Here is a 21,266-nt window from a genome sequence, read left to right as displayed (position 1 = left end):
TTGTTTCGTGTATAGTTGCCATGAGTAGGGTTCCTTTCTTGGTGACTTCACTAATCCCGAGAATACCCTACTTTTTTGTTGCCTGACTAGGCTCCAAATTGTGGTACACAAACAATTTTACACCGTCATCAAGCGGAACTACGATGCTCTATTAAGCAACAATTGACTCTTAATAAGCAAATTTTAGCGAAATAGCGTATCCTAGTTCCGCCTAGAATCATTGAAAGCGATTCCAATCGAAAATAGCGTATCTACGTTCCTCTCGAGTGAAAGTATGAGTAAGCAGCAAAATGTAGAAACGACAGAAACAATAGACACAATAGCAATAACAATAACAAAAGCAACAACTTGCTTGAAATCTCAATATTTCAGCTCAAAAGAACCCTACATGCAACTTAAGTACTTGAACCTCACTCAATTATAAACGGCCGCGTAGTCTTTCAAGAGCTAGCGTATTTGTCAAGGTTGAGCGGAGCCAAGCATACGCTTATACTTTCGGTGTTCGACTGACCGCCATGCAACGCCACAACGCGCGCTCGAGACCTGCTCTCCAACGCGAAAAGTCCTCCCCGCAGCTAACCGCTGCAAGAGAGGACCCCCTTACTTCTTATCCAACTACGATCCCGTTGGAGCTGTCCGCAGCTTGCGAGCCTCTGCAATCTGGGAATAAAAATCCGGGCTGGCGCTAAGCATCCAGTTACGGTGAAGCACTGCCGTATCATCCTTCTCCGGCTCGCCGTATGGCCAACCTTGGCCGATGCCCTCAGCGTAGTCCTTGATCAGCATCACAAACGCGTTGCTCCAGGAGCGTGCGCCTCTGTTGTGTGGGACAAGAGGGTAATACTGGTCGTAGGCCGCTCGAATCACAGCATGTACCACTTCTTGAAGCACGCCCGGAATATCCGCGTTCTCGAGCTTCTCGGCAAGCGCTGCCGGCAGTTCTGGCTCATCTGTGGAAGCATGCTGCTCATACTCCTCCTGAGTGACAACGCCTTGCTCTTTGGCCAACCACAGCTTCATTCTATCCAGAGCAGGCTTATAGGAAGCAGGAACCGACACCGTTAACTCCGGCTTAGGATCATCCAGATTAATAACGAACGATTCGTCCATCTTATGAATACGAACATTTCCTCTTACTCCCAGCCATCTCAGCGCAAGCAGCGCATGAGTTCTGACCTTGCCGTCCACCTGCTCATTGCGGCACACGCGGCGCAGCATCCTCTCGCTCCGCGGGTCGGGAAGCATGCATAACAGACGGACACCGGAAAGAACCATTTCGGGGTCTTCCAGCCAGAGCTGCGCCAATGCGAATATCGAGTCAACAGATTCCGTCAGCAGCCAATCGAGCTCGATGCGACGATTCGCGAACTCTTCAAGACTCAGCATGCCTTGGCTTTTAAGTGTTTCCTCGCCATGCTCTGCCAGCAATCCATTATAAGCATTGTCCAAATCCTCAGCCATCTTGACGAAGGTTTGTCTCTCCTCCGGGCTTGCCCCGAAACGGACTGACATTGCGCGTACCCACTGGGCAAGCGCCTGCGGACTGTTCTGGAACATCATCAGTGCGAAGGTAACCATATCCTTGTCATACGGCAGCTGCTGCTGCAGAGCGAATCTCGCGAGTACCGTTTGTGCGTCATATTCCTTGCGCATTAGACTCATCGCAAGAACAAGACCGTTCCATGCATTCCCATTTAAATTGTTCTCAAGAATAGCGCGGTAAAAACAGAATGCAGACGCTCCATAAGAATCTTCCTGTAAATAATGACGGCCCAATCCGCCCATATCTTGACTCATCTTCTGTTCAACCTCCGTGTTGATATTAAGACAAGTATACATCACCTGCGCGCTATTCAAAACCTTTTATTTTTTTATGCAAGGTACGGTATTCATTCGGAGAGATGCCCTCTACTTTCTTAAATACTCGTAGAAATGTAGTTCGGCTATGAATGCCTATCCGTTCTGCGATATCGTTCACTCTCAGGTCGGTTTGCACCAGCAATTCCTTCGCTTTTTCAATCCTCACCTGGTTGATATAGTCAGTTAAATATTCACCTGTTTTATCTTTAAACACCCTGGAAACATATTTGACGGAAACACCCATTTCATCGGCAATTTGCTCAAGACCGAGATCTTGCGTGTAATGCTCTTGAATATATTTCTCAATCAAGGATACGAGATTACCGGTTTTTTGCCCTCTTTGGGCTTTCGTCGTTTCTATGATTCGGGTGAAGAATTCAAGGATAGCCTTCTCCAACTCTTTGGTACCAAGGAATGACTCTTCGAACGCTTTGTCGCTGAAAGGAAGCTCTTGCTCCATTTCCAGCTGTGCGACGCTTTGCCCCTTTTCAGCCAAAAACCGGATACCGGTAACATACATCTCTTTAAACAGCTGCAGCATATGCTCGTAGGATACGTCTTGCTGTACGTTGCTTTCTACCACGCTTACAATTACATCCCGCACGGCCGGAACATCGCCCAGCTTTAAGTAATTCAATATTTTTTGCTCATCATGTAGTGAATATTGATAGCTATTCTCGATAGACAGTTGATTGGAATCCACGATCTGGAATCTCTGATCCTTATTGCGCTTGCTGACCGCCGTCATTGCCTCGTTATAAGAAGCTCCGATATCATTCACATTCGTGTAAAAGGTGCCGATACCAATGGTGATGTCATAATACATTCGAATATCATATTCAAAAATATTAAGCATGCGATGGAAGGCTGGATGCAATAATTCCGTATCCTGAGGACCATCGATATTAATTAAACATACGAATAAATTTTGCCTATGCTCCAATACATAACAAGGGACTTGGGTACCGAGCAGATTCCAAACGATTTTTTTAATGCCATTTATAATATAAATACGTTCGGTATCCTGAATATCCTGATAAAAGGCATCCTTGAAATCAAAAAACACGGTGCAGCATATAAAACCGGAATGCGTAAAGCCGAAATCAGCTTTCAACGTTTCACGTAAAATTTCTTCCTGATTGATCGTGTGGCCTTTTAACAGAAATAACAAGGAATATTCCACATACTCACTCGTTTGCTTATCGTACTTCACTTTGTACTGCTGATGACTGTCAGACATCCTGTTGATCCCCTGCTGGATAAGCTCGAACTCGTTGGCAGCGGCATTGACTTCATTTTCTCCGTTCATGGGTACGCTCTTCTGTGCAATAATGTCCCTATATTACGAATTGGATTATAAATACGGAAGCTAAACACGAACGAAAATACAATTCCCATCACCATAAGCACGATGCACAACAAAAGCGTCATTTGCAAAATGCCAACCGTATAATGATTGAACTCGTCAAGCGGAGTAAACGAATAGTAGTCCCACCCGTACAAGTCAGATTTGACATGCGCCACCACATAACGTTTTCCGCTAACAGTCAGTTCCTTAGAACTGCCGATATTCCCTTCAAAAGCAGTATTAAGGCTTGCAGCTGTCACTGTCCCGTTCAAATAACCATTGGCATCATATATCGCTTCCCGGTTGCCGTCCAAAACGACAAAGCCGGTGGAGCCGAATACCGCGCCCCCCTGCAATGTCTTCTCGATGGTCTGTACATCAATGTTCACAACCATCACCGCGTTATGATTGCGAATCCGGTTAATAATAACGATGGGCACGACTTGCTTAACGTGGATTTTTTCTTGAACCACTTTCGTAACTGGCAGCAGCTCCACACCTTTATCCGATCTCTGCTTGTTCATCCAATAGCTGGCATCATACTTGTCATATTTGTACAGGTTGTTGAAAAAGGATTCGAAATAATTGACCCCGCCGCTGACATACACATCCTGATTATCAATATAAACGAACATCGAATCGGTGAATTTGCTGATAATGTTTTCGTTACGCTGCAAAATGCGCGGCAATCTCCACAGCTCTGCCCGAACCTCCAGGCTTTGCAGATTTTTAGGCATGAGCAGGGATTGGACCGTATCATCGAATAAAAAGTTGACTCCGGTTTCCTGCGTAGTTTTGATATACGAATCAACCGAATTCGCGGAAGAATCCAGATTCGTAGAAATTCTTTGGTTGAATTCATTTTTCATAAGGCTAACGGAGTACCAATACTCTGAAATACCTATAATGACAATGGGAATCAAAAGAGACAGAAAATAGCATAAAATAGTCAGGAACAGCCTATTTTGTTTACTTTGCATTCCGCTGAATGGTTTCATTCCTGGTATTTTCATAGCGTTTTTCTGCCCTCTTTCGTTTCGCCTCAGTTGTACTGTACTAACCAATATTATAAGTCTAAACTTCCTTGGACCGGATGATTTTCACCTGTCCCATTAAGCCGTACGGCTCCACCACATAATCAGGGGTGAATAGCTTGCCTTCTTGGCGGAATGAGCTCCAGTCCGTCGTAGCGGTCCGACCACGCGCTCCATGAAATGGACCGAACATGTTCCGCGGGCTTCCCATCACTTCGATTTCCAGCTTATTTATTCCATTTATTAAATAAGGGGTCAGATCTACCCCGTTCGCCGCTTTCCATGGCACATGGCCCGCCGTTACTCCATTGGCACGAATTTCTACCGTTACTGCCGAGTAATCCCCTAACATCAGAATTGCCTTATTGCCTTCTTCCTGCTGATGGCGATAGTCTGCGTGATAGATGATACTGCCATTGTAATGGAAGTAGCCCTGCAAACCCCAGTCCCCAGTACGCAGCGTTTCCGGTTCATTCATTATGCTTCGGGATATGCTCACTCCGAAATCACCGATGAGATAACAATCTTCAATTTCCATCGCCTGATTGTAGGAGCAGGATAGCTCCAGTTCATTTACTCCTTGGCGAATGCCAGGAAGCCGTACCTGATCCATTGAGCGATCTACGAACCAGCCGTGCGGTGTATTAGAGAGTGGCTGCCCATTCAGATTGAGCTGGAACTGCTGTGCACCCTCTACAACAAGACTCACCTCTGTTACCGGAACGTCCGTCACATGAAAGCTCAGCTTCAAGCTGACGGGCGTACCGTCATTCGGATGAGCATCACGTATCCATTTATAACGCTGTGTGATCCCATTATAATACACCTGTCTCATACCAAGCGCATCCCGGATTTCGCGCTGTGCCACCCATATTTCCTTGGATTCCGACCACCCGGCATCCCTCATCCGGTATGAGCATGTGTCCAAAGTCAGCACATTGGGCATCGTCCGGCTAAATTGAAATACAGGTCCGATTGCCGCATACAAGTCTGCATCGGAAAGTAATGCCGGCGGAGCCAGCTTGGCTTGGTTAACAGGGGAAGACGTCTCTTCCCTGTAAATGACATACAATTTTGAGTCCGTCGGACCAAAGCGCGAGTAGAACCGTAAACGTCCGTCCTCCATCCATGATTGTACCTGCTTGATGTTTCCGGTCAATGCATCCCATTCTTCAACTCTACCATTAGCTTGAGTATCTATACAAACATCGAATGCTTGCTGCCGGTCGTTGTTCACAATAAATAAGGTGTGTCCATCACCGGTTTCTTTCAGCAAATACAGCAATTCGGGGGTCTCAGCCCCGTAGCGGTTCCGAATGCTGACTGCTCTTGGCTGTAATTGCTCCAGTTTGGCAATGAGCTCTTCGGGCCTGCTAACCATGGTTACTCCCGCATGATTGTAGAGCCGTCTTGGATCCTCCGATAATCTCCCCTCGATCATAGTCGGGGCTGGCGTCATTGCGATAGCTTGCCCGCCTGCGTTAAGGAAATCCATGAGCAGCTCGAATGTGCTGTGGAGCATGGTACGGATCGGGGGAATAATAAGAGTCTTATAGCCCGCTAAGTTGACGTACAGCTTCTTCTCCTGTTCGCGGACCTCCCCCACTTCAGCCATAATCGTCTCATCGCCGAGGTCGAAATCATAATGTGCGCCAAGTAAAACACGCAGCAATTCGTTAAATTCATAGCCGTAACGGTCAATACCGGGTATATCCCTGTCCAAGCCTCTCCGTGGACTTCCATATGGATTCGTGCCAAGCATCGACCATGCCGTTGACACCGGATGCAGGACGAGAATATCTCTAACCGGGTTGCCTTCCGTAATTACTGCACCGATTCTAGCGAAATAATCTTCGATAATCCGGTTATACTTCCACCAGGAGGTCTGGTAGTTAAATACCGGAGGATAATCTCTTTTGCGGCAGCCCTTCATTGAATATAGGGCAAGATGCTGGGACCTTAAATTGACACCAAGTACATACTGCCAATCGCCCATCCATTTTTGACCTTCAAAGGTAAACTCCCATCCCGTACACCCATAGGTCTCCGAAATGACAAATTTACGTCCATATTGGTTCGCCACGCTAGTGCATTGCTTAATAGTCATATGCTCATCCGTTTGCTCGCAGAGCATATCTATTCCTGGCACATGCTGATAACGATAGTGGGGCATGATTGCACCGCAAACTCTTGTAGCTACTCCTAGAGCGCTCTCCCACAAATAGTGTCCGGTAAAAGCGAGTCCATTGGTCTCACACCAGTCTCCCAGTTGCTTCGTGTAGGATTCACAAAATTTATCGGATACCGTTCGCCAATAATCATGTCGGGCCATTGGAGATCGTTCTCCGTTAAAATAAAGGTAGGGAAGGACGTCCAAAATATCGTACCCTCGCAGTTCCTTGAAGTATTGAGTGAACGAATACGTCCACGGCACCCAGCCGCGACCAGCGGTGTACTGACAATGTCGATCATGTACACCCGGTTCATCTGTAAAAATACCGGTGATAGTACGTCCGAATTGGTCCCCCACTTCCGCTTTGTAAACCTCATAGGTCGAGTCAATAAACCTGCGCACTGTATCCGAATTCATACTATCGGGCGGAGCTTCATCGTTAAACCATTCACTTGGGGCGGATACCTCTACTCGAAAGACAAGAAGCACTTCTCCTTCGGAAAACTCCAGATTCTGTGCGGCCCTAGCTGTAGTTATAGTCCCAGAAGCTGAGGCGGGCATATCTGAATCATTGGTTAATGTAGAAGCTGATGCAGGTGACGTTGTAAATGAGGGTACCCATGGTATCAATGGCAGCTTTTCACAGCCTATAAGGTCCATACCCTGGATGGATGCTTTAAATATAGCGACCACTCGGCCGTCATCCTCATATGTGCTGTCTTCTCCACTCACAACCTCTAGGGTTAATCCCTTGGAGCGAAATTCATCGCCTTGAGCGGGAACTCCGCCTCCTGCTGAGCCCGAAGGCCAACGGTCTTCATCATACAGCCATGCCTTCATACCAAGCTCTTCTGCTTTTGCAACCGACTGATGAACAGAGTCCATCCACTCCTTGCCCAAGTAAGGAGTTTCCAGCCCATCCCGGGAATGCATAAAGAAACCGCCGATCCCCTGTTCCTTCATATCTTCAATCTGACGAATCAGCTCTTCTTGCTTCAATTCATCATTCCATGCCCAGAAAGGCACAGATCTATATTCTGCAGAGGGCTGCTCAAACTGCTTTTTCAGTTGGGATAAGAGCTCCATCCTTAGAACCTCCTTCGTAAACTTCCATGCCATTGCCTTATCTCTACATAGCCTCATGAATAAATATTCACGAAGATCAAATCGTCGGACAGAATCCAAGAACAGCGGTCAAGGAATAACCTCAGGCTGCCGCTGTTCTCAATAAGCGCTGCTATTCAGCTGTCTCTACTTCCAGACTCCAGCAAACAATACGCTCCCGCTTCCAGGTGTAGGTCACATAGATATGCTTTCCCTCAGCAATGACAGCCGGATAGGAGTACTCTCCCGGTTCAATTGGGATGGTATAGGATCGATACTCCGCCTCCATAACCAACAATTCTTCCCAAAACTCCCCATTATCTTTAGAAATGCTCAGCAGGAGCGGCATACGGGGGCCCCTGTACATCCCTACCGGATTATAAGCCAACACCAGCGTTCCGTCGTCCATTTTGGCCAAGTCAATCCCGCTGTTATTGTTAGGCAGGTAAGTTCTGTAAGCAGGAGACCAAGTCTTGCCTGAATCCGACGAATCGCTGCGATAAATAAATCCGCCTGTGCTCCGCATGAGCATATGTACTTGACCGGGCTTCGATTCCCAGAGGGTCGGTTGAATGAGGCCTTTGCCGTGTACCTGCTGCATCGCAGCACCGCTCCCCGATTGCAGCTCAGTCCCATGATTGGTTGGTACCAGCTCGCTACGCGTCCACGTCAATCCTTGATCATAGGAAATATCAGCAAAGCAGTCCCACACTTCCCCTTCAATGGATGCAGGCGCCAGCCATGTGCCGTCCTGCAGCACAATGAGCTTATTTTTGACCGGACCTCTTCCTCCTACATCTCCAGGCACCAAATCGACCGGCTCGCTCCAGGTCGCACCGTCATCATTGGATACTGTAACACGTGTGTACCATTCCGGAATGGGACGCCCTACTTTATAATGAAGCACGATTTGCCCGTCATCCTTGCGGAACAATACCGGGTTCCAATGAACAAGCCCCTCTTCATCTGCTACCAAGTACGGCTTGGACCATACTCCGTCCGTTCTCTTGGAGCACCAGATGGCAACGTCCGGGTTGCCTTCCTTCGTACCGGCGAAATAGGAGACCAACAAATCTCCATTTGGCCATGCAATAACTGTAGACGCGTGACAATTGTTAAAAGGCCGCTCCTCTTCAAATAGGAATTGTTTGACTTGCTCTCTTAGTTTCATAGCTCAACTCTCCTTTTAAGTTCATATGGGAGTCTGTCCAACGAAAGCAAACCCGTGAATATTTATTCATTACTGTGGTTATTACGAGAAAGGGATGGCACTCCACCGCTCTCCCACCCCACAAAGTGAAGAAGATGCTCTGAAGCATACTCCGATTACTTTGCGGGGACCCCAGAAATTGAAGTTGTCTTTAATTTACCTTGCGGTAACAACTTCATTTCAAAGGTAGGCTGCATACCCGAGCAGTCACCGAAGGTGACGACCAGGGCGGCCGTAAACTTTCCGTACCATTCCCTTATCCCTCCATAACCGTATGAATAAATATTCACGAAGATCAAATCGTCGGACAGACTCCTCGCTCTCTATACTCAGCAGTTAATGCAAACAATTGCTCTACCTCACGCCGATTCGAATAAGTCAACAGGTTGTGATCTTTAGTTCTCGTATGAAGTCCAATAGGAAGCCCTTCGAGGCTCAAATAATATTTCGCATTCACGGGGTAATACTGGCTTTCAATGACGGAGGACATGCCTAGAAAATGCTGCAGCCTCTCCGCCCGCTCCGGCTGATCCTCAAAGTGACGGGTAAGCCATACGTACAAATCCGGATGAAAGTTGGCCATGATCCCGCTATAGCCTTGGACTCCGATTTTCAAAGTTTCCAGCAAGGTGGCTGTGTTGGCATTATATATATTCAAACCGCCGCCGCGCACCGCATTCAGCTTCTCTTGAATATGCCCGGTGTGACAGCATGTATCCTTCAGGAAGGTAAACCGGCCGGTTGACTCGCACCATGCCAACAATTCCGGTGAAATAAGCCTTTTATATGGAAATGGGCATTCATAAATGCCGAAAGCAATATCCGGGATAGCGCTCAACAGCGTTTCAGCATTACGCTTCCATACCTCATCAGATTCATCCTGCTTCGCTAACCGGTTACTTACCAGTACTATTGCCTGAACACCGGAAGCAGCTATAGCTTGCAGCTCTGTCACTTGATCCTCCATAGATTCCGAGATGTGACCGGATGCGATCACTTGGACGCGGCCTCTTGCCTTCTCGACTACGAACTTAGCTATCGAAGTGCGTTCATCAAGCGTCAAGAAGAACATTTCGCTGGATTGACATACCGCAAAAAGCCCGGCAACCCCTTGATTGATATACCATTCAACCAGCTGCTCTAGTGCAAAGTAATCCACTTGATTGGAATTGGTGAAGGGAGTCACCATCGTAGGCCAAACACCTTTGGCAATGGGTTCGTTCTGCATGTGATTAGGAAACCTCCGTTATTTATAAGTATCGGCTGCTGCTGGAGCATACCGCAAATAGATGCCGCTTCACCGCAGATGTCTTTGAATGCTTGGACATTCGCGGTGAAACGGCCCTGCTTTGCTGCTGCTCAACCTAACTGCTTATTTCTTTTGGGACAATCTGGCCAAAGCACCGTTATAGATTTTTTCCAGCTCTGCGCCGCCTGTATCACGAGCCTTTTTCATCACGGCATCATATTCGTCAATCTTTTTAACACCCATAATAAATTTATCGTATTCCTGCTCCAGCATTGTGGTGAGAGGCGCTAAAATTTCTTTTACGCGAGCAGCTTCTTCTTTGGTAAGCGGAGGATCCAGGTACGGATCATGGTAAGCTTTGTCGTCTGCAATAGTTTTCCAATATTCCTCATGCACATCGCTCCAGCTGCCTGTCAGCTTCTCAACCTGCACCTGCGGGTCCATATTGGCAAACCATGGAGTAAAGCTCAGCTTACCCGAACCAAGCTCGGAGTACATGGCATAGAACGGAGTCGGCTGACCTTCTTTAAATTTCGCCACATATTCCGCTTTAAGCTTCGGCTGGCCTTTATCATCCAAGGTGTGGTGGACGCCTTCGATTCCGTAGCTCATCAGGTTCGACGCTTTTTCCGTGTACATCCAATCAATCAGCTTAATGAGCGTTTCAGGATCCTTCGCTTTGGAGCTGATCGCAAACATTCTATCCGACGTAAGTGTTGTTGCATAAAACTCAGCTCTAGCTTTACCGGATTTGTTAGTCGGAATCGGAATGATCTGGAATTTCCCATCCGGAACCGCTTTCTGCAGCTGCTTCGTATAATCCAGAGCGAACCCGCTGTTATCCATAAAGAAGAACGACTTGCCGCTGGTCAGCTTCTCTGTCCACTGCTGTTGAGTTGCCACTGCGTAATCCTTGTCGAGGACACCCATCGAAAATGCTTTATTGAAAAAGGCAAGCACCTCTTTGAACTGCGGCGTAGCCGGACCGTACAGGTACTGGCCTCCATTGACATCCTTGTCAAAATAAATGCCGTTACCGCTGCCAACGCCTGATCCTAGTGGATAAGCCATCGTTTTAAACAGCTGGTGGATGGGCCCGCTTCCTTTGCGGACGGAGAACGGCGTTGAATCCGGATATAACTTCTTCAGCTCTGCAAGAACAGTCAGCAGCTCATCGAATGATTTGGGTACCGGCAGGTTATGCTTCTTTAACAAATCGGTGCGGATAACCGGACCAAAGCCGTTCTTCAGTTCATTACGGCCAATTGCAGGGAAACCGTACAGTTCACCGTCAGCGGTCAGCTTGACCATATCCGGATACTGATCCCAGAACTTCTTGAAGTTGGGCATCAAACCTTTATTCATGTACTGGAGCAGCGGAACAAAAACACCTGTTGAGCCAAAATTGTTAACATCCGACATCTCAATTTGAATAATATCAGGCAAGTTATTTGTAGCCAGTAATGTTTTCTTCTTGTCGTTATAGTTGCTGTTCGGGACATTTTCGAACTTCAATTTAATATTGGTTTGGTTAAAAATTTCCTGCTGCACGAGTGCGTAGTTTTTAACCGGCTGGTTCGGATGCTCCGGAAATGTTACCTTCACTTCCCGTTCCTTCTCGGAAATTTTGCCAGCACCTGCAGCCTTCGACGATGTATTCCCATTCCCTGCCGATGGCGATGAAGCTTCCTTCCCTCCGCTGGAGCAAGCAGCTAAGCCGGATGCTACCATAACGGTGCAAAGCGATAACGACAATCCTTTTACCCATGTTCTTGTCATGTAAAACCCTCCCTTTAAGTTTGTCTAATTTTTAGAAGCACCCTATGAGCTTTGAGCTATGAGCTTAACCCTTGAGTGCCCCAATCATCGCGCCTTTTACAAAATACTTTTGCAAATAAGGGTAGACGATCAAAATCGGTAAGATGGTAATGATGATGACAGCAAACTTGTAGTTGGTCGCAACGACCCTGAAGTTGGATGAAGCACTTCCTATATCGGCGGTCTGGTCGGCGAACTCCCCTGCTATAACGATATTGCGAAGCAGCACCTGAACCGGAAATTTATCACTGTCATTCAAGTAAATCAGCGCCGGGAAGAAGCTGTTCCAATGATGAACCGCGTAGAATAGCACCATGGTAGCCATAACTGGCAGCGATAACGGAAGAATGATTTTGATCAGCACCTGAATCTCATTCGCTCCGTCCAAGTAAGCCGATTCCTGAAGTGCCATCGGAATACCTTCGAAGTACGTTTTCATAATGATCATATTGAAGGTGCTAATAGCCGGAGGAAGCACAAGCGCCCACATCGTATCGATAAGCCCAAGCTGCTGCACTACCAGATACAATGGAATCAGGCCTCCGCTTATAAACATCGTTATCGCGACCATGAAAATAAATAGATTGCGGCCATAAAAATCTTTTCTGGAAAGCGGGTAAGCGCAAAGCGCTGTCATGAAGACATTAATTGTAGTGCCCACCGTTGTGTACAGCAATGTGTTTCCGTAAGCCTGCCATATATCCGGATTTTTGAATACGATCTTGTAGGCATCGAAAGTAATATCCAGCGGAATCCACGTGATTAAACCTCTAGTAACCAGATTACCATCGCTTATGGATACGATAAAAATGTAATAAATGGGATACAGCGTGATAAACATCAACAGTATAAGAATGAATACATTAAAGCTGTCAAAAACCTTTGAGCCCATGGAAATCTGTTTGTTCATAGCAACCTCCTGATGATCTACCACAATCCGGTTTCACTGATTTTTTTGGAGAGCCGATTGGCAGATACTAATAAAACTAACCCTACAACGGCCTGGAACAGCTCTACGGCTGTAGCATAGCTGAAGTCACTTCCCAGCAAGCCTCTCCGATATACGTAAGTGGAAATGACATCTGCCGTTTCATAAGTCGATCCGTTATACAGCAAAATAATTTTCTCATAGCCGATGGACATCAGCTTCCCGATATTTAGAATCAGCATGATCGATATGGTCGGCGCGATTCCCGGCAAAGTGATATGCAGCAGCTGCTTCCAACGGTTCGCTCCGTCTATTTTAGCAGCGTCGTACAGCTCTTCATCCACGGAGGTTAGTGCAGCCAAGTAGATGATGGAGCCCCAGCCTACGCTTTGCCAAATACCGGAGGAGATAAAAATCGTCCGGAACCATTCCGGCTTCATCAGAAAATGGACAGGCGTACCGCCTAACCACACAATAAACTGATTAATAAGTCCATCCGTAGTCAGAAAGTTAACAATCATACCGCACACTACAACCGTAGAAATAAAATGGGGCAGGTAGCTTACGCTTTGTGCAAATTTTTTCAGTTTCTGACTCTTCAATTCATTTAATAATAAAGCCAAAATAATCGGAGCCGGGAATGCCCAGAAAATTTCAAACACATTGATCAACAGCGTATTGCGAATCAGCTTCCAAAAGTAAGGATCAATCAAAAACTTCTGGAAATGGACGAAACCAACCCAGGGACTGGCGGCAATTCCTTTGACGATGTTGTAATCCTTGAAAGCGATGATGATACCGTACATGGGCCAATAATGAAACAATACATAGTAACAAAAGGGTAGAAAAAAAATCATATACAAGTACTTGCTTCTTTTCATATTACGCAGGATTGGATGCGTCTTATTTCTCTGAACGCCGACCGCCTGCTGTACATTGGACTGATAAATATGAATCCCTCCCGGATGACTATTGCTGCGATTCAAGATGATTCGTAACCGCTTTCTGCCCCTTATTATAGAGAAGGATTTTCACTCTTGAAAAGAACCGATACAGCTTCGCATGATGCACTTTTCGCACAAAAAGCTCCTTGATTCATATTTCACAGTGGATTCATATATCGCACAAAAAGGCAGAACATCAAGCGTGGCTTGGGTTTTGCCGTGCACTTGAGCGGCCTTCTCAGAAAATAATCTCATCAGGGCAAAGAAAAAAATGCCTCTTTGCAGCGTGATCCTTGCAACAGGATCACGCTACAAAAAGACATCATTTATGGCAAGACTCGTCTTCGATATCAAATACCGCTTCCTACCTCTGCCCCGTGCCTAAGACTACGGAAAAGGATGCGGATACGGATTAAGCTCCTCAGGCGCCAGCTTGTGATTTACATAACCTAATTTCATCGGTATCTCCAGTACCCTGTCAAGACCCGTCAGCCGGGCAAGGTTATGTCCGAACGTCATCGGCAGCATTCCCGGAATCAGCACTTTTACGCAGTGCAGTCCGTTGCGGAGCGTTTCACCCGATGACTGGTTGATTACAATGACATCCAACTGCAGGCTGCTAAATATCTGAAGAACCTGGTTCAGATCATCCGTTAAATCCTCATGCGCAGGAATGGAAGCAAACTCCTCGTCGAAGGTCCGGAGAGGACGTTGTTCGTCCAGCAGAAATCGGAGCCTCTCCTCCGCTTGAGGCAAGTTGTACAGCAGCCCGTGATCCTCCATTTGCTGCACCAGGAAAGAATCATGAAACATAGCTTCAGCTTCATCACTCCGCTCTCTCCAACGTACCTCCGCCATCGTAATCATGCCTGCCAGCTCATGTATGGCGCTCTTGGCCGCCCGGATCGGGTCTACATGGGCTCCCGCGGCACAGACAAGATTCACTCCCTGCTCCGCTCCGCCCTTCGCTACTGCCCATATGCTTGGAATTCCGTTTTCCATCGTTGTATTGTACAGCATGACTTCGTACCCGGTTACAGCTTTTAAACGGTCTATCATGACCAGCAGCTCCCGATCCCCCGATGAGCGATAATCAAGTCGCGGAACAGGCAGTCTGGCGTACCAGGTCATCAAGAACGAATCCCTCTCTACCACCTCCAAAATGCCGTACAGGATCGCCTCCTCCAGGCTTCCCCCTATCGCACAACCGTTGGAAGTCTCATATACAAAGCCCCCTCCGTAAGCCATGCTATAATAGGCCAGCAGCTCGGGAACTAGAATCGGACGTTCCTGCATAAACGAATATCCCCAGACCCACGCTATTTCAGCATCAGGATCAAATGGCAGGAAGGGGAAGTCAGGCTGTTCCAGCTGCTCCTGCGCATGGAACCCGACCTTCGATGGATCCATTGCCGCATCCTTCAGGCGTGTAAAGCTGTCGTACACGGCCGTTCGTTTGCCCCGGGGAGTTATACCACAATATCGCTCCAATCCCTCGAGGATGGCAGCCAGCTCACTGTCAGCATACGAATGTGAACGGCCTCCCGTCACTTCATTGGACATCATCAACGGCAGATTCACAACCGCCCCTGCAAAAGCCGACGCGAAGTCTAGCTGCTTGCCGTTGAACACTCCCGTCCGGCTATCCCAATAATCCTTAACCAAAACCTTCCGCAAATCACTCATCGAACGGCAGCGGTAATGGTTCGGGTCGAGCTTCATGCTTGGTTTTAGCGATATTACCGCCTCTTCCTTCGAATCATCCGGCAATCGGCCGCAAACCGGACAAATTGGGTCCGGTAAAATATCGTGAATTGTAGTACTTAAATTGCTAAGATTAACCAAATAGATCCTGCCTTCTGAATGCGCTTTGCCACCTCGAAGCACCTTGACCGTTTCTGCTGAAACCATGTGTGCCATATGCAGCAATCCAGCTGCGGGTAACTCTGCAGCTGGAAGCGGAGAATGATCGGGGGAAACCAGACTTAGGAGCAGATCGTCCATTTCTTCACGATCCCGTCCTGCCATTGAGCGTCTGGTTTCAGCGCATAAGGAGCATCCCGCAGTCCCTGGGCGAACAAGCGGCCCTACCACCCCTTCTCCGAAGGACACGTAGGCGCACAGCCAAGGGATGCCGAGCGGCTGCAGCAGCTCCTCCGCTTGAAGATGGAGGGAGGAATCCCCTCCCAGCACCAATACCAGCGCAGCGGCAGGCAGGTCTTCGCTGAAATCCGGTCTGCGCACTATGGGGAAACCCGACAAATGCTTGCACACCGTATCCGTAAGCATGCCATCTCCAACTATAACGATGGTATTATTCATAAGGCTTCTTCCTCTCTGAGCTGCACGCCTAAAACACTGAATGGCCCTTCATTCAGGAAGGACTCGCATCGCATATCGATGACCTCCAAGCGTTTATGCTGCTGCTTCAACGACTCAATGGCGGACAGTATCGATGACGTATGCCCTATTGGATTAGCGGAGGGAATGATGTCACTTTGCAGCTTGTGATCGTTCCATATCACAGTGGAAACCTGGAATTGGCCGATTTTTCTCAAAGCCTTCTGCAGCGATTCGCGAAGTGCCGAAGTGATGCCAAGGCCTACGCTGCCATACCAACTGCCACCCGAATACACCCACACTACCGGAAATCCGAATAGAGGCTCTCCGACTGCCAATAGGGGTTCGCCCTCCAGGGTGCTTAAAGCTTGTAAAAAGTACCGACAATGCACATCTTCGATTCGGGTATATTCCGCACGCGTCACTACTAGCTCATGCTCAAGAGTCCGTTTGCCCAGCTCATCGGTTAAACGAGCTGTCAGCCCTCGCCCAACCGCTTCAGCGAAGGTGCATCCCGCACCGATATACATCTTTTCCCGTTCCTGCTGATACGACGGTATTCCATCCACCAGCATCGGGGTCATTCGGGTCATATAGGATTCCAGTCCCGCAAGCCCCGACTCACGCCGCGCCTCCTCATGCGTCAGACTGCTGCTAACGATAGCCGGCAGCAGCTGCGCCGGCCCTTCGGATAGAGGGTCAGCCGGCTGTACGAGGCACTGTGCCAATGGGAGCTGATTCAATCCGCCCTCTTCCCACACATGGAATATGCCCGTCACCGTTGAGGTCAGCTTGCTGAAGCAAGCAAACCATTCCTCGGTTCCGGCAGGCTCTTGGTCGGCTCCGAGGTTAAGGTTAAGCTCCACATCCGTCACCACGCGGACCGGTTCATATCCAGATACGAATGGATGAGGCAGGATCGGATGCCAGCCCCCCTCCAATGTGAGTGGATCCAGAATATAACATTGATCCAAACAATGCGCTTCCTCCTCTGCCGAAATCACATTATGCCATTCATGCACGATAAGGTTCGATAACATGGCTGTGGCTGTGGCAGAGAAAGCTTGAGTATCCCCTTCAGCGGGAAAGACAGACGAATGCAGACGCCGCCATGCCGACTCCCAACAATTGTCTTCGTTCGGACGATATAGCGGCCCTACTATGCCCATTCCTCTTAAGCTCATCCCGCTGAGCAGCGGCTTTACTTCCGCCCTGCAAGCGGCCTGAAGACTCCGAAGCTCCTCTAAGTCGCTGGGCTCGGAAACATACAAAATAAATGAGAAAGGCTGAACAACAGCCTCCCAATTCACCACCTCGCCTCCCGCTGTGGCAAAGATATCCAGAGTAGCCCCCGCATCATTCGGTTGAGCATGCTGCAATAACTCCGTAAGCCCCTCCATATCTGTGAGCTGCGTGTTTGTTACGAATACTTTGAGCCTGGATAAATCCGATTCATACCATACTTTAACAAGCGAGAGCAAGATTGGACCACAACCGACTGCAAGTACCCATTCACTCTGAGAAGACATCCTTCCCCTCCTTCTCCTTGGCATGATGCACGGTGATGAAACAACCGACGTGATCACATGATAAATTAATCTAATGTAAAAATATGTATCCGCCCGTCTGTTTATTACGCAGCTAAAGCGATGCTTTAAAGTTAAGGAGGTACAGAAGTCTGAAACCACTAACTTATATTCGCACATTTTTTAAATATGCCCAATCCGCGAACAGCCTCAGTTCATACAATGCAGAAGAAAATCGAAGGGAGGATGTTAACATGGGATTTGGATTAGGCGGTGTAGGTGGTATAGGCGGTAGCTGTAGTTGCGCAGGTTTTTTCACAAGCACGGGTGTAATTCTCGTACTTTTCATTCTTTTGGTTATTGTTTCTCGTTCATTTATCTAATTAAATATGCCACTAACGCCCGGCTGCTAATATGTAGCCGGGCGTTTTTATAGGATTGGAGAATCTATTTAATTTCCACTGCAAAAACATAGGAGGCGCTTCTCTCTAGTTGATCCCACGTGGATCTAATAACCAAAGTATATACGCCTGGCACATCTGTAAAGGTAAGGCGGCCAGTATCTAACGGCAATTCTTCATATTTGTTATCTACTAATTTCGAGACCTTTATTGAGCTTGGTTCCATCCCTTTCGGATATCGGATAACTACGCTTGAGTTTTACGATACAGGAACAGGAGAATAATCTGTAACTTTAATTAAGTCAGCGGGTCGGGCGAAATCGGCACAAGTCATCCAACAACCACTTCCCTGTATTAGGGGGATTTCTTGATTCCAGATCGTACCAAACTTCGACTTTTTTTCATACGTAACGAGGGGAGTCGGAGCAAAAGTAAACTCATCAAATTTGGCCGTAGATTGCTGTATTCTTATTCTATTATATGCTTCATCGTAGATAACCTCTGCTGCCATATTTTCGGCTACAAATCTTATAGGAACATAAGCGTTTCCGTTGTAATTAAAGACGGTGTAGCCATTGTTCAACTCTTTGGTTTGCCCGTTAATCAAGAAATTCACCGGAAACGATAAAACTTCCAATGAGTTGGTAGCGTAGGCCATTGTACTCAGAGATACAATGCCTCCTATAATTAAACCTGAAACAAACTTTTTCATACGGGTGAGTACCTCGATTCTATGTATCTATTAACTTATTTTTTGCAAATGAGTTTATAGATTATTATACGAGATACTTAATCCTTTTATTGTTAAAAATGTTAAAAAACATAATTTCTCTATCAATATCTATGAATATAGTTATGTATTTGTTTCCTGTGATGCTCATCATGCTCAGTAAACTCTTGGATAATGTAAAGCAAGGAATAAGGCTCACCAGTGTGCGGGCAATGAGAAGCTCCATTAGCAGTTGTCGGTCTATTTATTACTTCTGCCGGCAATTCCAACAATACTGCTACCAATTGCTTACGAGTACTGGCGAAATCAGCTATAAGTTGATTCCTCGATATTTGTCTCGCATACGCGTACCCTTTTCTATTAAAAGAGTCAAACTCAGGAAACATAATCTTACCGTCTTCTTTTACAGTAGGCACCACATTCGTTAGCAGATATTGATCCCAATTTATTAAATGCCCGATGATTTCTGCAATTGAAGCTTTTCCAATCGATATGGGCTCGTTCCATGCATCAACTTGTATATCTTTTAAAAAGCTGAGCCAATCAGAATTGAACTTATCTATAGTTTCACGAACTCTAGTCATATGGATACGGACCATCTCCTATAAATCCAGGCTGCTTTAATAGTATCATACTTTTCAAATAAATAGAACGTTTGTTCTCATTAAATAATCCTTTCACCAAACAACGCGCCGATCAGATCCACGGCCGCCCTTGCTGTCTTATTTCTAAGATCAAGCGTCGGATTAACCTCTACAAATTCTGCGCTGACAGCCACTCCTGCTTCGGAAATCAGCTCCATTGCCAGGAGGCTCTCCCGCAAGCTTAGACCGCCCGGAACCGGGGTACCGACACCAGGCGCATCATGCGGGTCAAGTCCATCAAGGTCCAGGCTGAGATGAATGCCATCCGTGCCCCTTGCTGCAATCTTAAGCGCACGCTCCATCACTTTGGCAATCCCCAATCTCTCGACATCTCGTATCGTAAACACTCGAACGCCCAGCTTCTTTAGGAACTTGCGCTCGCCTGGGTCAATCGATCGAGCCCCAACAATTACCGTATGCTCCGGCTTAATAAAGGCTGTTCCTCCTCCTATACTCGTCAATCGGGGATCTCCATAGCCAAGAGCCACGGCCAAGGACATTCCATGAATATTCCCGGTAGGCGTCGTTTCTCCCGTATTGACATCTGTATGAGCATCGAACCAAATAAGCCCGTATTGACCGCCGCTTTTCCTCACCCCCGCCAGAGTACCTATCGCAATACTGTGATCTCCACCCAAGATGAGAGGGAAATGCCCAGCAGCCATAGCCTCCCCTATTTTTGTGCTCAACTCCTCATTTACCTTTACAATTTCGTCCAAATGCTTGAGCTTGGTGTTCGGCTGCTTAGTCGATGTTACGTTGGAGCCTTTTACTGTTAAGTCCCCTTCGTCCATGACAAAGCAGCCAAGCTGTTCGAGCCTCTCTACGACCCCAGCATATCGGATAGCATTTGGACCTATTCCCGCGCCACTCCTGCCTGCTCCCAAATCCAAAGGAACGCCAATTATGGAGATTGGTCTGCCCGGTTGCTTTTTCATCGAATATCTCTCCTTTAAGGCCAGCCGCTTTTGCCTGGGAACATTGGAACAGGACTGCTAAGATGAAGAACAAATAACTGGTCAAGAGCGCAGCATATGTTTAGCAACAAACCATAGATTAGCCGGCCGCTCGGCCATACGCCTTGTAAAATAAGGATACCAAAGACGACCGAACGGTGTATAAATTCGAACCAAATATCCGGCTCGCACTAAATCCCGCTGTAGATCGCCCGCAATTCCATAGAGCATTTGAAACTCGTAACGATCACGGGAAATGCCTGTATCCTTGGAAAACCGGATAATCGCATCAATAATTTCAGGATCATGCGTCGCTACAGCTGCATAACCGCCATGAATTAAATGAGCCTGAACGATACGAATATAGGCAGCATCTACATCACGCTTGTCGGGATACGCCACATCGGAAGACTCTCGATAGGCTCCTTTGACAATTCGCAGGTTTGTGCCTCCAGCTCCGAGTTGAACAGCATCCGCTTCGCTTCTATACAAGTAGGATTGTAAAACCAGTCCGATCCTCTCTGGACCAAAACGCCGCAGAAGCAGCCTGAACACATCTATCGTTTCTTGCGTAACCGTAGAATCTTCCATATCGATACGTACGAAGCTGCGGCTTGCAGCGGCCTCACTCACAATGCGCTCCATATGCTTAAGACAGCTGTCTCGATCCATTCGCAACCCCAGCTGAGTTAGTTTAACGGAAACGTTAGCCTTAAGCCCAAGCCGCTGTATGGCAGGAAATAGACCACTAATAATGGCTGCAGTCTCCTCCGCCTGACCTGAATCCAGTACATTCTCGCCTAAGTAGTCAAGAGTTACATGCATTCCAGCCTCGTTCAGCCCTCTAACCTTGTCTAAAGTTTCCGGCAACGTCTCAGCAGCCACAAAACGATCTACACCCAGCCTCATCCCATACTTTAAAAATAGCCATCGAACCGGAGGGAAGTCTGCAACTGTAAGCACGCTTTTTCGCAGCAGCCGGTCTTTCATGTATGGCACCT

The 21,266-nt window shown here is 47.4% G+C and carries 16 protein-coding genes; 1 reads left to right on the top strand and 15 read right to left on the bottom strand.

The window, feature by feature from the left end:
* Nucleotides 1-615 precede the first annotated feature (615 nt).
* From NV381_RS31275 to NV381_RS31225, 11 genes are all read right to left on the bottom strand, one after another.
* Nucleotides 616-1,797 carry a HEAT repeat domain-containing protein gene (locus NV381_RS31275; RefSeq protein ID WP_258217244.1) on the bottom strand — a complete coding sequence of 394 codons (1,182 nt, stop codon included), beginning with the start codon at nucleotides 1,795-1,797 and terminating at the stop codon, nucleotides 616-618.
* Nucleotides 1,798-1,849: 52 nt separating this feature from the next.
* Nucleotides 1,850-3,169 (bottom strand): helix-turn-helix domain-containing protein, encoded by a 1,320-nt coding sequence (locus tag NV381_RS31270; RefSeq protein ID WP_258217243.1) that lies wholly within the window; start codon nucleotides 3,167-3,169, stop codon nucleotides 1,850-1,852.
* A complete protein-coding gene (locus tag NV381_RS31265; RefSeq protein WP_258217242.1) occupies nucleotides 3,166-4,221 on the bottom strand; it encodes a cache domain-containing protein in 1,056 nt (351 codons plus the stop codon). The genes NV381_RS31270 and NV381_RS31265 overlap by 4 nt, the downstream gene beginning before the upstream one ends.
* A gap of 61 nt (nucleotides 4,222-4,282) precedes the next feature.
* A complete protein-coding gene (locus NV381_RS31260; protein WP_258217241.1) occupies nucleotides 4,283-7,501 on the bottom strand; it encodes a glycosyl hydrolase in 3,219 nt (1,072 codons plus the stop codon).
* A gap of 151 nt (nucleotides 7,502-7,652) precedes the next feature.
* Nucleotides 7,653-8,690 (bottom strand): sialidase family protein, encoded by a 1,038-nt coding sequence (locus tag NV381_RS31255; protein ID WP_258217240.1) that lies wholly within the window; start codon nucleotides 8,688-8,690, stop codon nucleotides 7,653-7,655.
* A 334-nt stretch (nucleotides 8,691-9,024) separates the two neighbouring features.
* Nucleotides 9,025-9,957, bottom strand: coding sequence for a dihydrodipicolinate synthase family protein (locus tag NV381_RS31250; protein ID WP_258217239.1), 933 nt, complete (start codon nucleotides 9,955-9,957; stop codon nucleotides 9,025-9,027).
* Between the two features lie 144 nt (nucleotides 9,958-10,101).
* Nucleotides 10,102-11,757 (bottom strand): extracellular solute-binding protein, encoded by a 1,656-nt coding sequence (locus NV381_RS31245; protein ID WP_258217238.1) that lies wholly within the window; start codon nucleotides 11,755-11,757, stop codon nucleotides 10,102-10,104.
* 64 nt (nucleotides 11,758-11,821) lie between these two features.
* Nucleotides 11,822-12,706, bottom strand: a complete 885-nt coding sequence (locus tag NV381_RS31240; protein ID WP_258217237.1) for a carbohydrate ABC transporter permease — start codon at nucleotides 12,704-12,706, stop codon at nucleotides 11,822-11,824.
* A 17-nt stretch (nucleotides 12,707-12,723) separates the two neighbouring features.
* Nucleotides 12,724-13,710: an ABC transporter permease gene (locus tag NV381_RS31235; RefSeq protein ID WP_258217236.1), complete on the bottom strand. Its 987-nt coding sequence runs from the start codon at nucleotides 13,708-13,710 to the stop codon at nucleotides 12,724-12,726.
* A gap of 345 nt (nucleotides 13,711-14,055) precedes the next feature.
* The gene (locus tag NV381_RS31230) at nucleotides 14,056-15,990 is read right to left on the bottom strand and encodes a TOMM precursor leader peptide-binding protein (RefSeq protein WP_258217235.1); all 1,935 of its coding nucleotides are present in this window, start codon (nucleotides 15,988-15,990) and stop codon (nucleotides 14,056-14,058) included.
* Entirely contained in the window at nucleotides 15,987-17,537 is a 1,551-nt protein-coding gene (locus NV381_RS31225; protein WP_258217234.1) for a hypothetical protein, read from the bottom strand. The genes NV381_RS31230 and NV381_RS31225 overlap by 4 nt, the downstream gene beginning before the upstream one ends.
* Nucleotides 17,538-17,788: 251 nt before the next feature.
* Between NV381_RS31225 and NV381_RS31220 the strand changes: the two genes are divergently transcribed.
* Entirely contained in the window at nucleotides 17,789-17,917 is a 129-nt protein-coding gene (locus tag NV381_RS31220) for a YjcZ family sporulation protein (RefSeq protein WP_258217233.1), read from the top strand.
* Nucleotides 17,918-18,194: 277 nt separating this feature from the next.
* On the opposite strand, the gene NV381_RS31215 is transcribed toward NV381_RS31220, so the two are convergent.
* The 4 genes from NV381_RS31215 to NV381_RS31200 all read right to left on the bottom strand — a co-directional run bounded on the left by NV381_RS31215 (nucleotide 18,195) and on the right by NV381_RS31200 (nucleotide 21,255).
* On the bottom strand, nucleotides 18,195-18,647 hold the full coding sequence (locus NV381_RS31215) for a copper amine oxidase N-terminal domain-containing protein (RefSeq protein ID WP_258217232.1): 453 nt from the start codon (nucleotides 18,645-18,647) through the stop codon (nucleotides 18,195-18,197).
* Between the two features lie 122 nt (nucleotides 18,648-18,769).
* A complete protein-coding gene (locus tag NV381_RS31210) occupies nucleotides 18,770-19,249 on the bottom strand; it encodes a DinB family protein (RefSeq protein ID WP_258217231.1) in 480 nt (159 codons plus the stop codon).
* Between the two features lie 80 nt (nucleotides 19,250-19,329).
* Nucleotides 19,330-20,247, bottom strand: coding sequence for an arginase (gene rocF / locus NV381_RS31205; protein ID WP_258217230.1), 918 nt, complete (start codon nucleotides 20,245-20,247; stop codon nucleotides 19,330-19,332).
* An 81-nt stretch (nucleotides 20,248-20,328) separates the two neighbouring features.
* Nucleotides 20,329-21,255, bottom strand: coding sequence for a proline dehydrogenase family protein (locus tag NV381_RS31200; RefSeq protein ID WP_258217229.1), 927 nt, complete (start codon nucleotides 21,253-21,255; stop codon nucleotides 20,329-20,331).
* Between the last annotated feature and the right edge of the window lie 11 nt (nucleotides 21,256-21,266).

The sequence above is a fragment of the Paenibacillus radicis (ex Xue et al. 2023) genome (assembly GCF_024722015.1).
Taxonomy (GTDB): domain Bacteria; phylum Bacillota; class Bacilli; order Paenibacillales; family NBRC-103111; genus Paenibacillus_S.
The sequence above is the reverse complement of the archived record's forward strand: the minus strand, read 5'-3'. Positions and strand labels throughout refer to the sequence as shown.

Bases quoted from the DNA above. Each gene is read 5' to 3' on its own strand.
- NV381_RS31245 (WP_258217238.1), bottom strand. From the start codon at position 11,757: ATGACAAGAACATGGGTAAAAGGATTGTCGTTATCGCTTTGCACCGTT.
- NV381_RS31265 (WP_258217242.1), bottom strand. From the start codon at position 4,221: ATGAAAATACCAGGAATGAAACCATTCAGCGGAATGCAAAGTAAACAA.
- NV381_RS31225 (WP_258217234.1), bottom strand. From the start codon at position 17,537: ATGTCTTCTCAGAGTGAATGGGTACTTGCAGTCGGTTGTGGTCCAATC.
- NV381_RS31220 (WP_258217233.1), top strand. From the start codon at position 17,789: ATGGGATTTGGATTAGGCGGTGTAGGTGGTATAGGCGGTAGCTGTAGT.
- NV381_RS31200 (WP_258217229.1), bottom strand. From the start codon at position 21,255: ATGAAAGACCGGCTGCTGCGAAAAAGCGTGCTTACAGTTGCAGACTTC.
- NV381_RS31240 (WP_258217237.1), bottom strand. From the start codon at position 12,706: ATGAACAAACAGATTTCCATGGGCTCAAAGGTTTTTGACAGCTTTAAT.
- NV381_RS31210 (WP_258217231.1), bottom strand. From the start codon at position 19,249: ATGACTAGAGTTCGTGAAACTATAGATAAGTTCAATTCTGATTGGCTC.
- NV381_RS31215 (WP_258217232.1), bottom strand. From the start codon at position 18,647: ATGAAAAAGTTTGTTTCAGGTTTAATTATAGGAGGCATTGTATCTCTG.
- NV381_RS31230 (WP_258217235.1), bottom strand. From the start codon at position 15,990: ATGAATAATACCATCGTTATAGTTGGAGATGGCATGCTTACGGATACG.
- NV381_RS31270 (WP_258217243.1), bottom strand. From the start codon at position 3,169: ATGAACGGAGAAAATGAAGTCAATGCCGCTGCCAACGAGTTCGAGCTT.
- rocF (WP_258217230.1), bottom strand. From the start codon at position 20,247: ATGAAAAAGCAACCGGGCAGACCAATCTCCATAATTGGCGTTCCTTTG.
- NV381_RS31275 (WP_258217244.1), bottom strand. From the start codon at position 1,797: ATGAGTCAAGATATGGGCGGATTGGGCCGTCATTATTTACAGGAAGAT.
- NV381_RS31260 (WP_258217241.1), bottom strand. From the start codon at position 7,501: ATGGAGCTCTTATCCCAACTGAAAAAGCAGTTTGAGCAGCCCTCTGCA.
- NV381_RS31250 (WP_258217239.1), bottom strand. From the start codon at position 9,957: ATGCAGAACGAACCCATTGCCAAAGGTGTTTGGCCTACGATGGTGACT.
- NV381_RS31255 (WP_258217240.1), bottom strand. From the start codon at position 8,690: ATGAAACTAAGAGAGCAAGTCAAACAATTCCTATTTGAAGAGGAGCGG.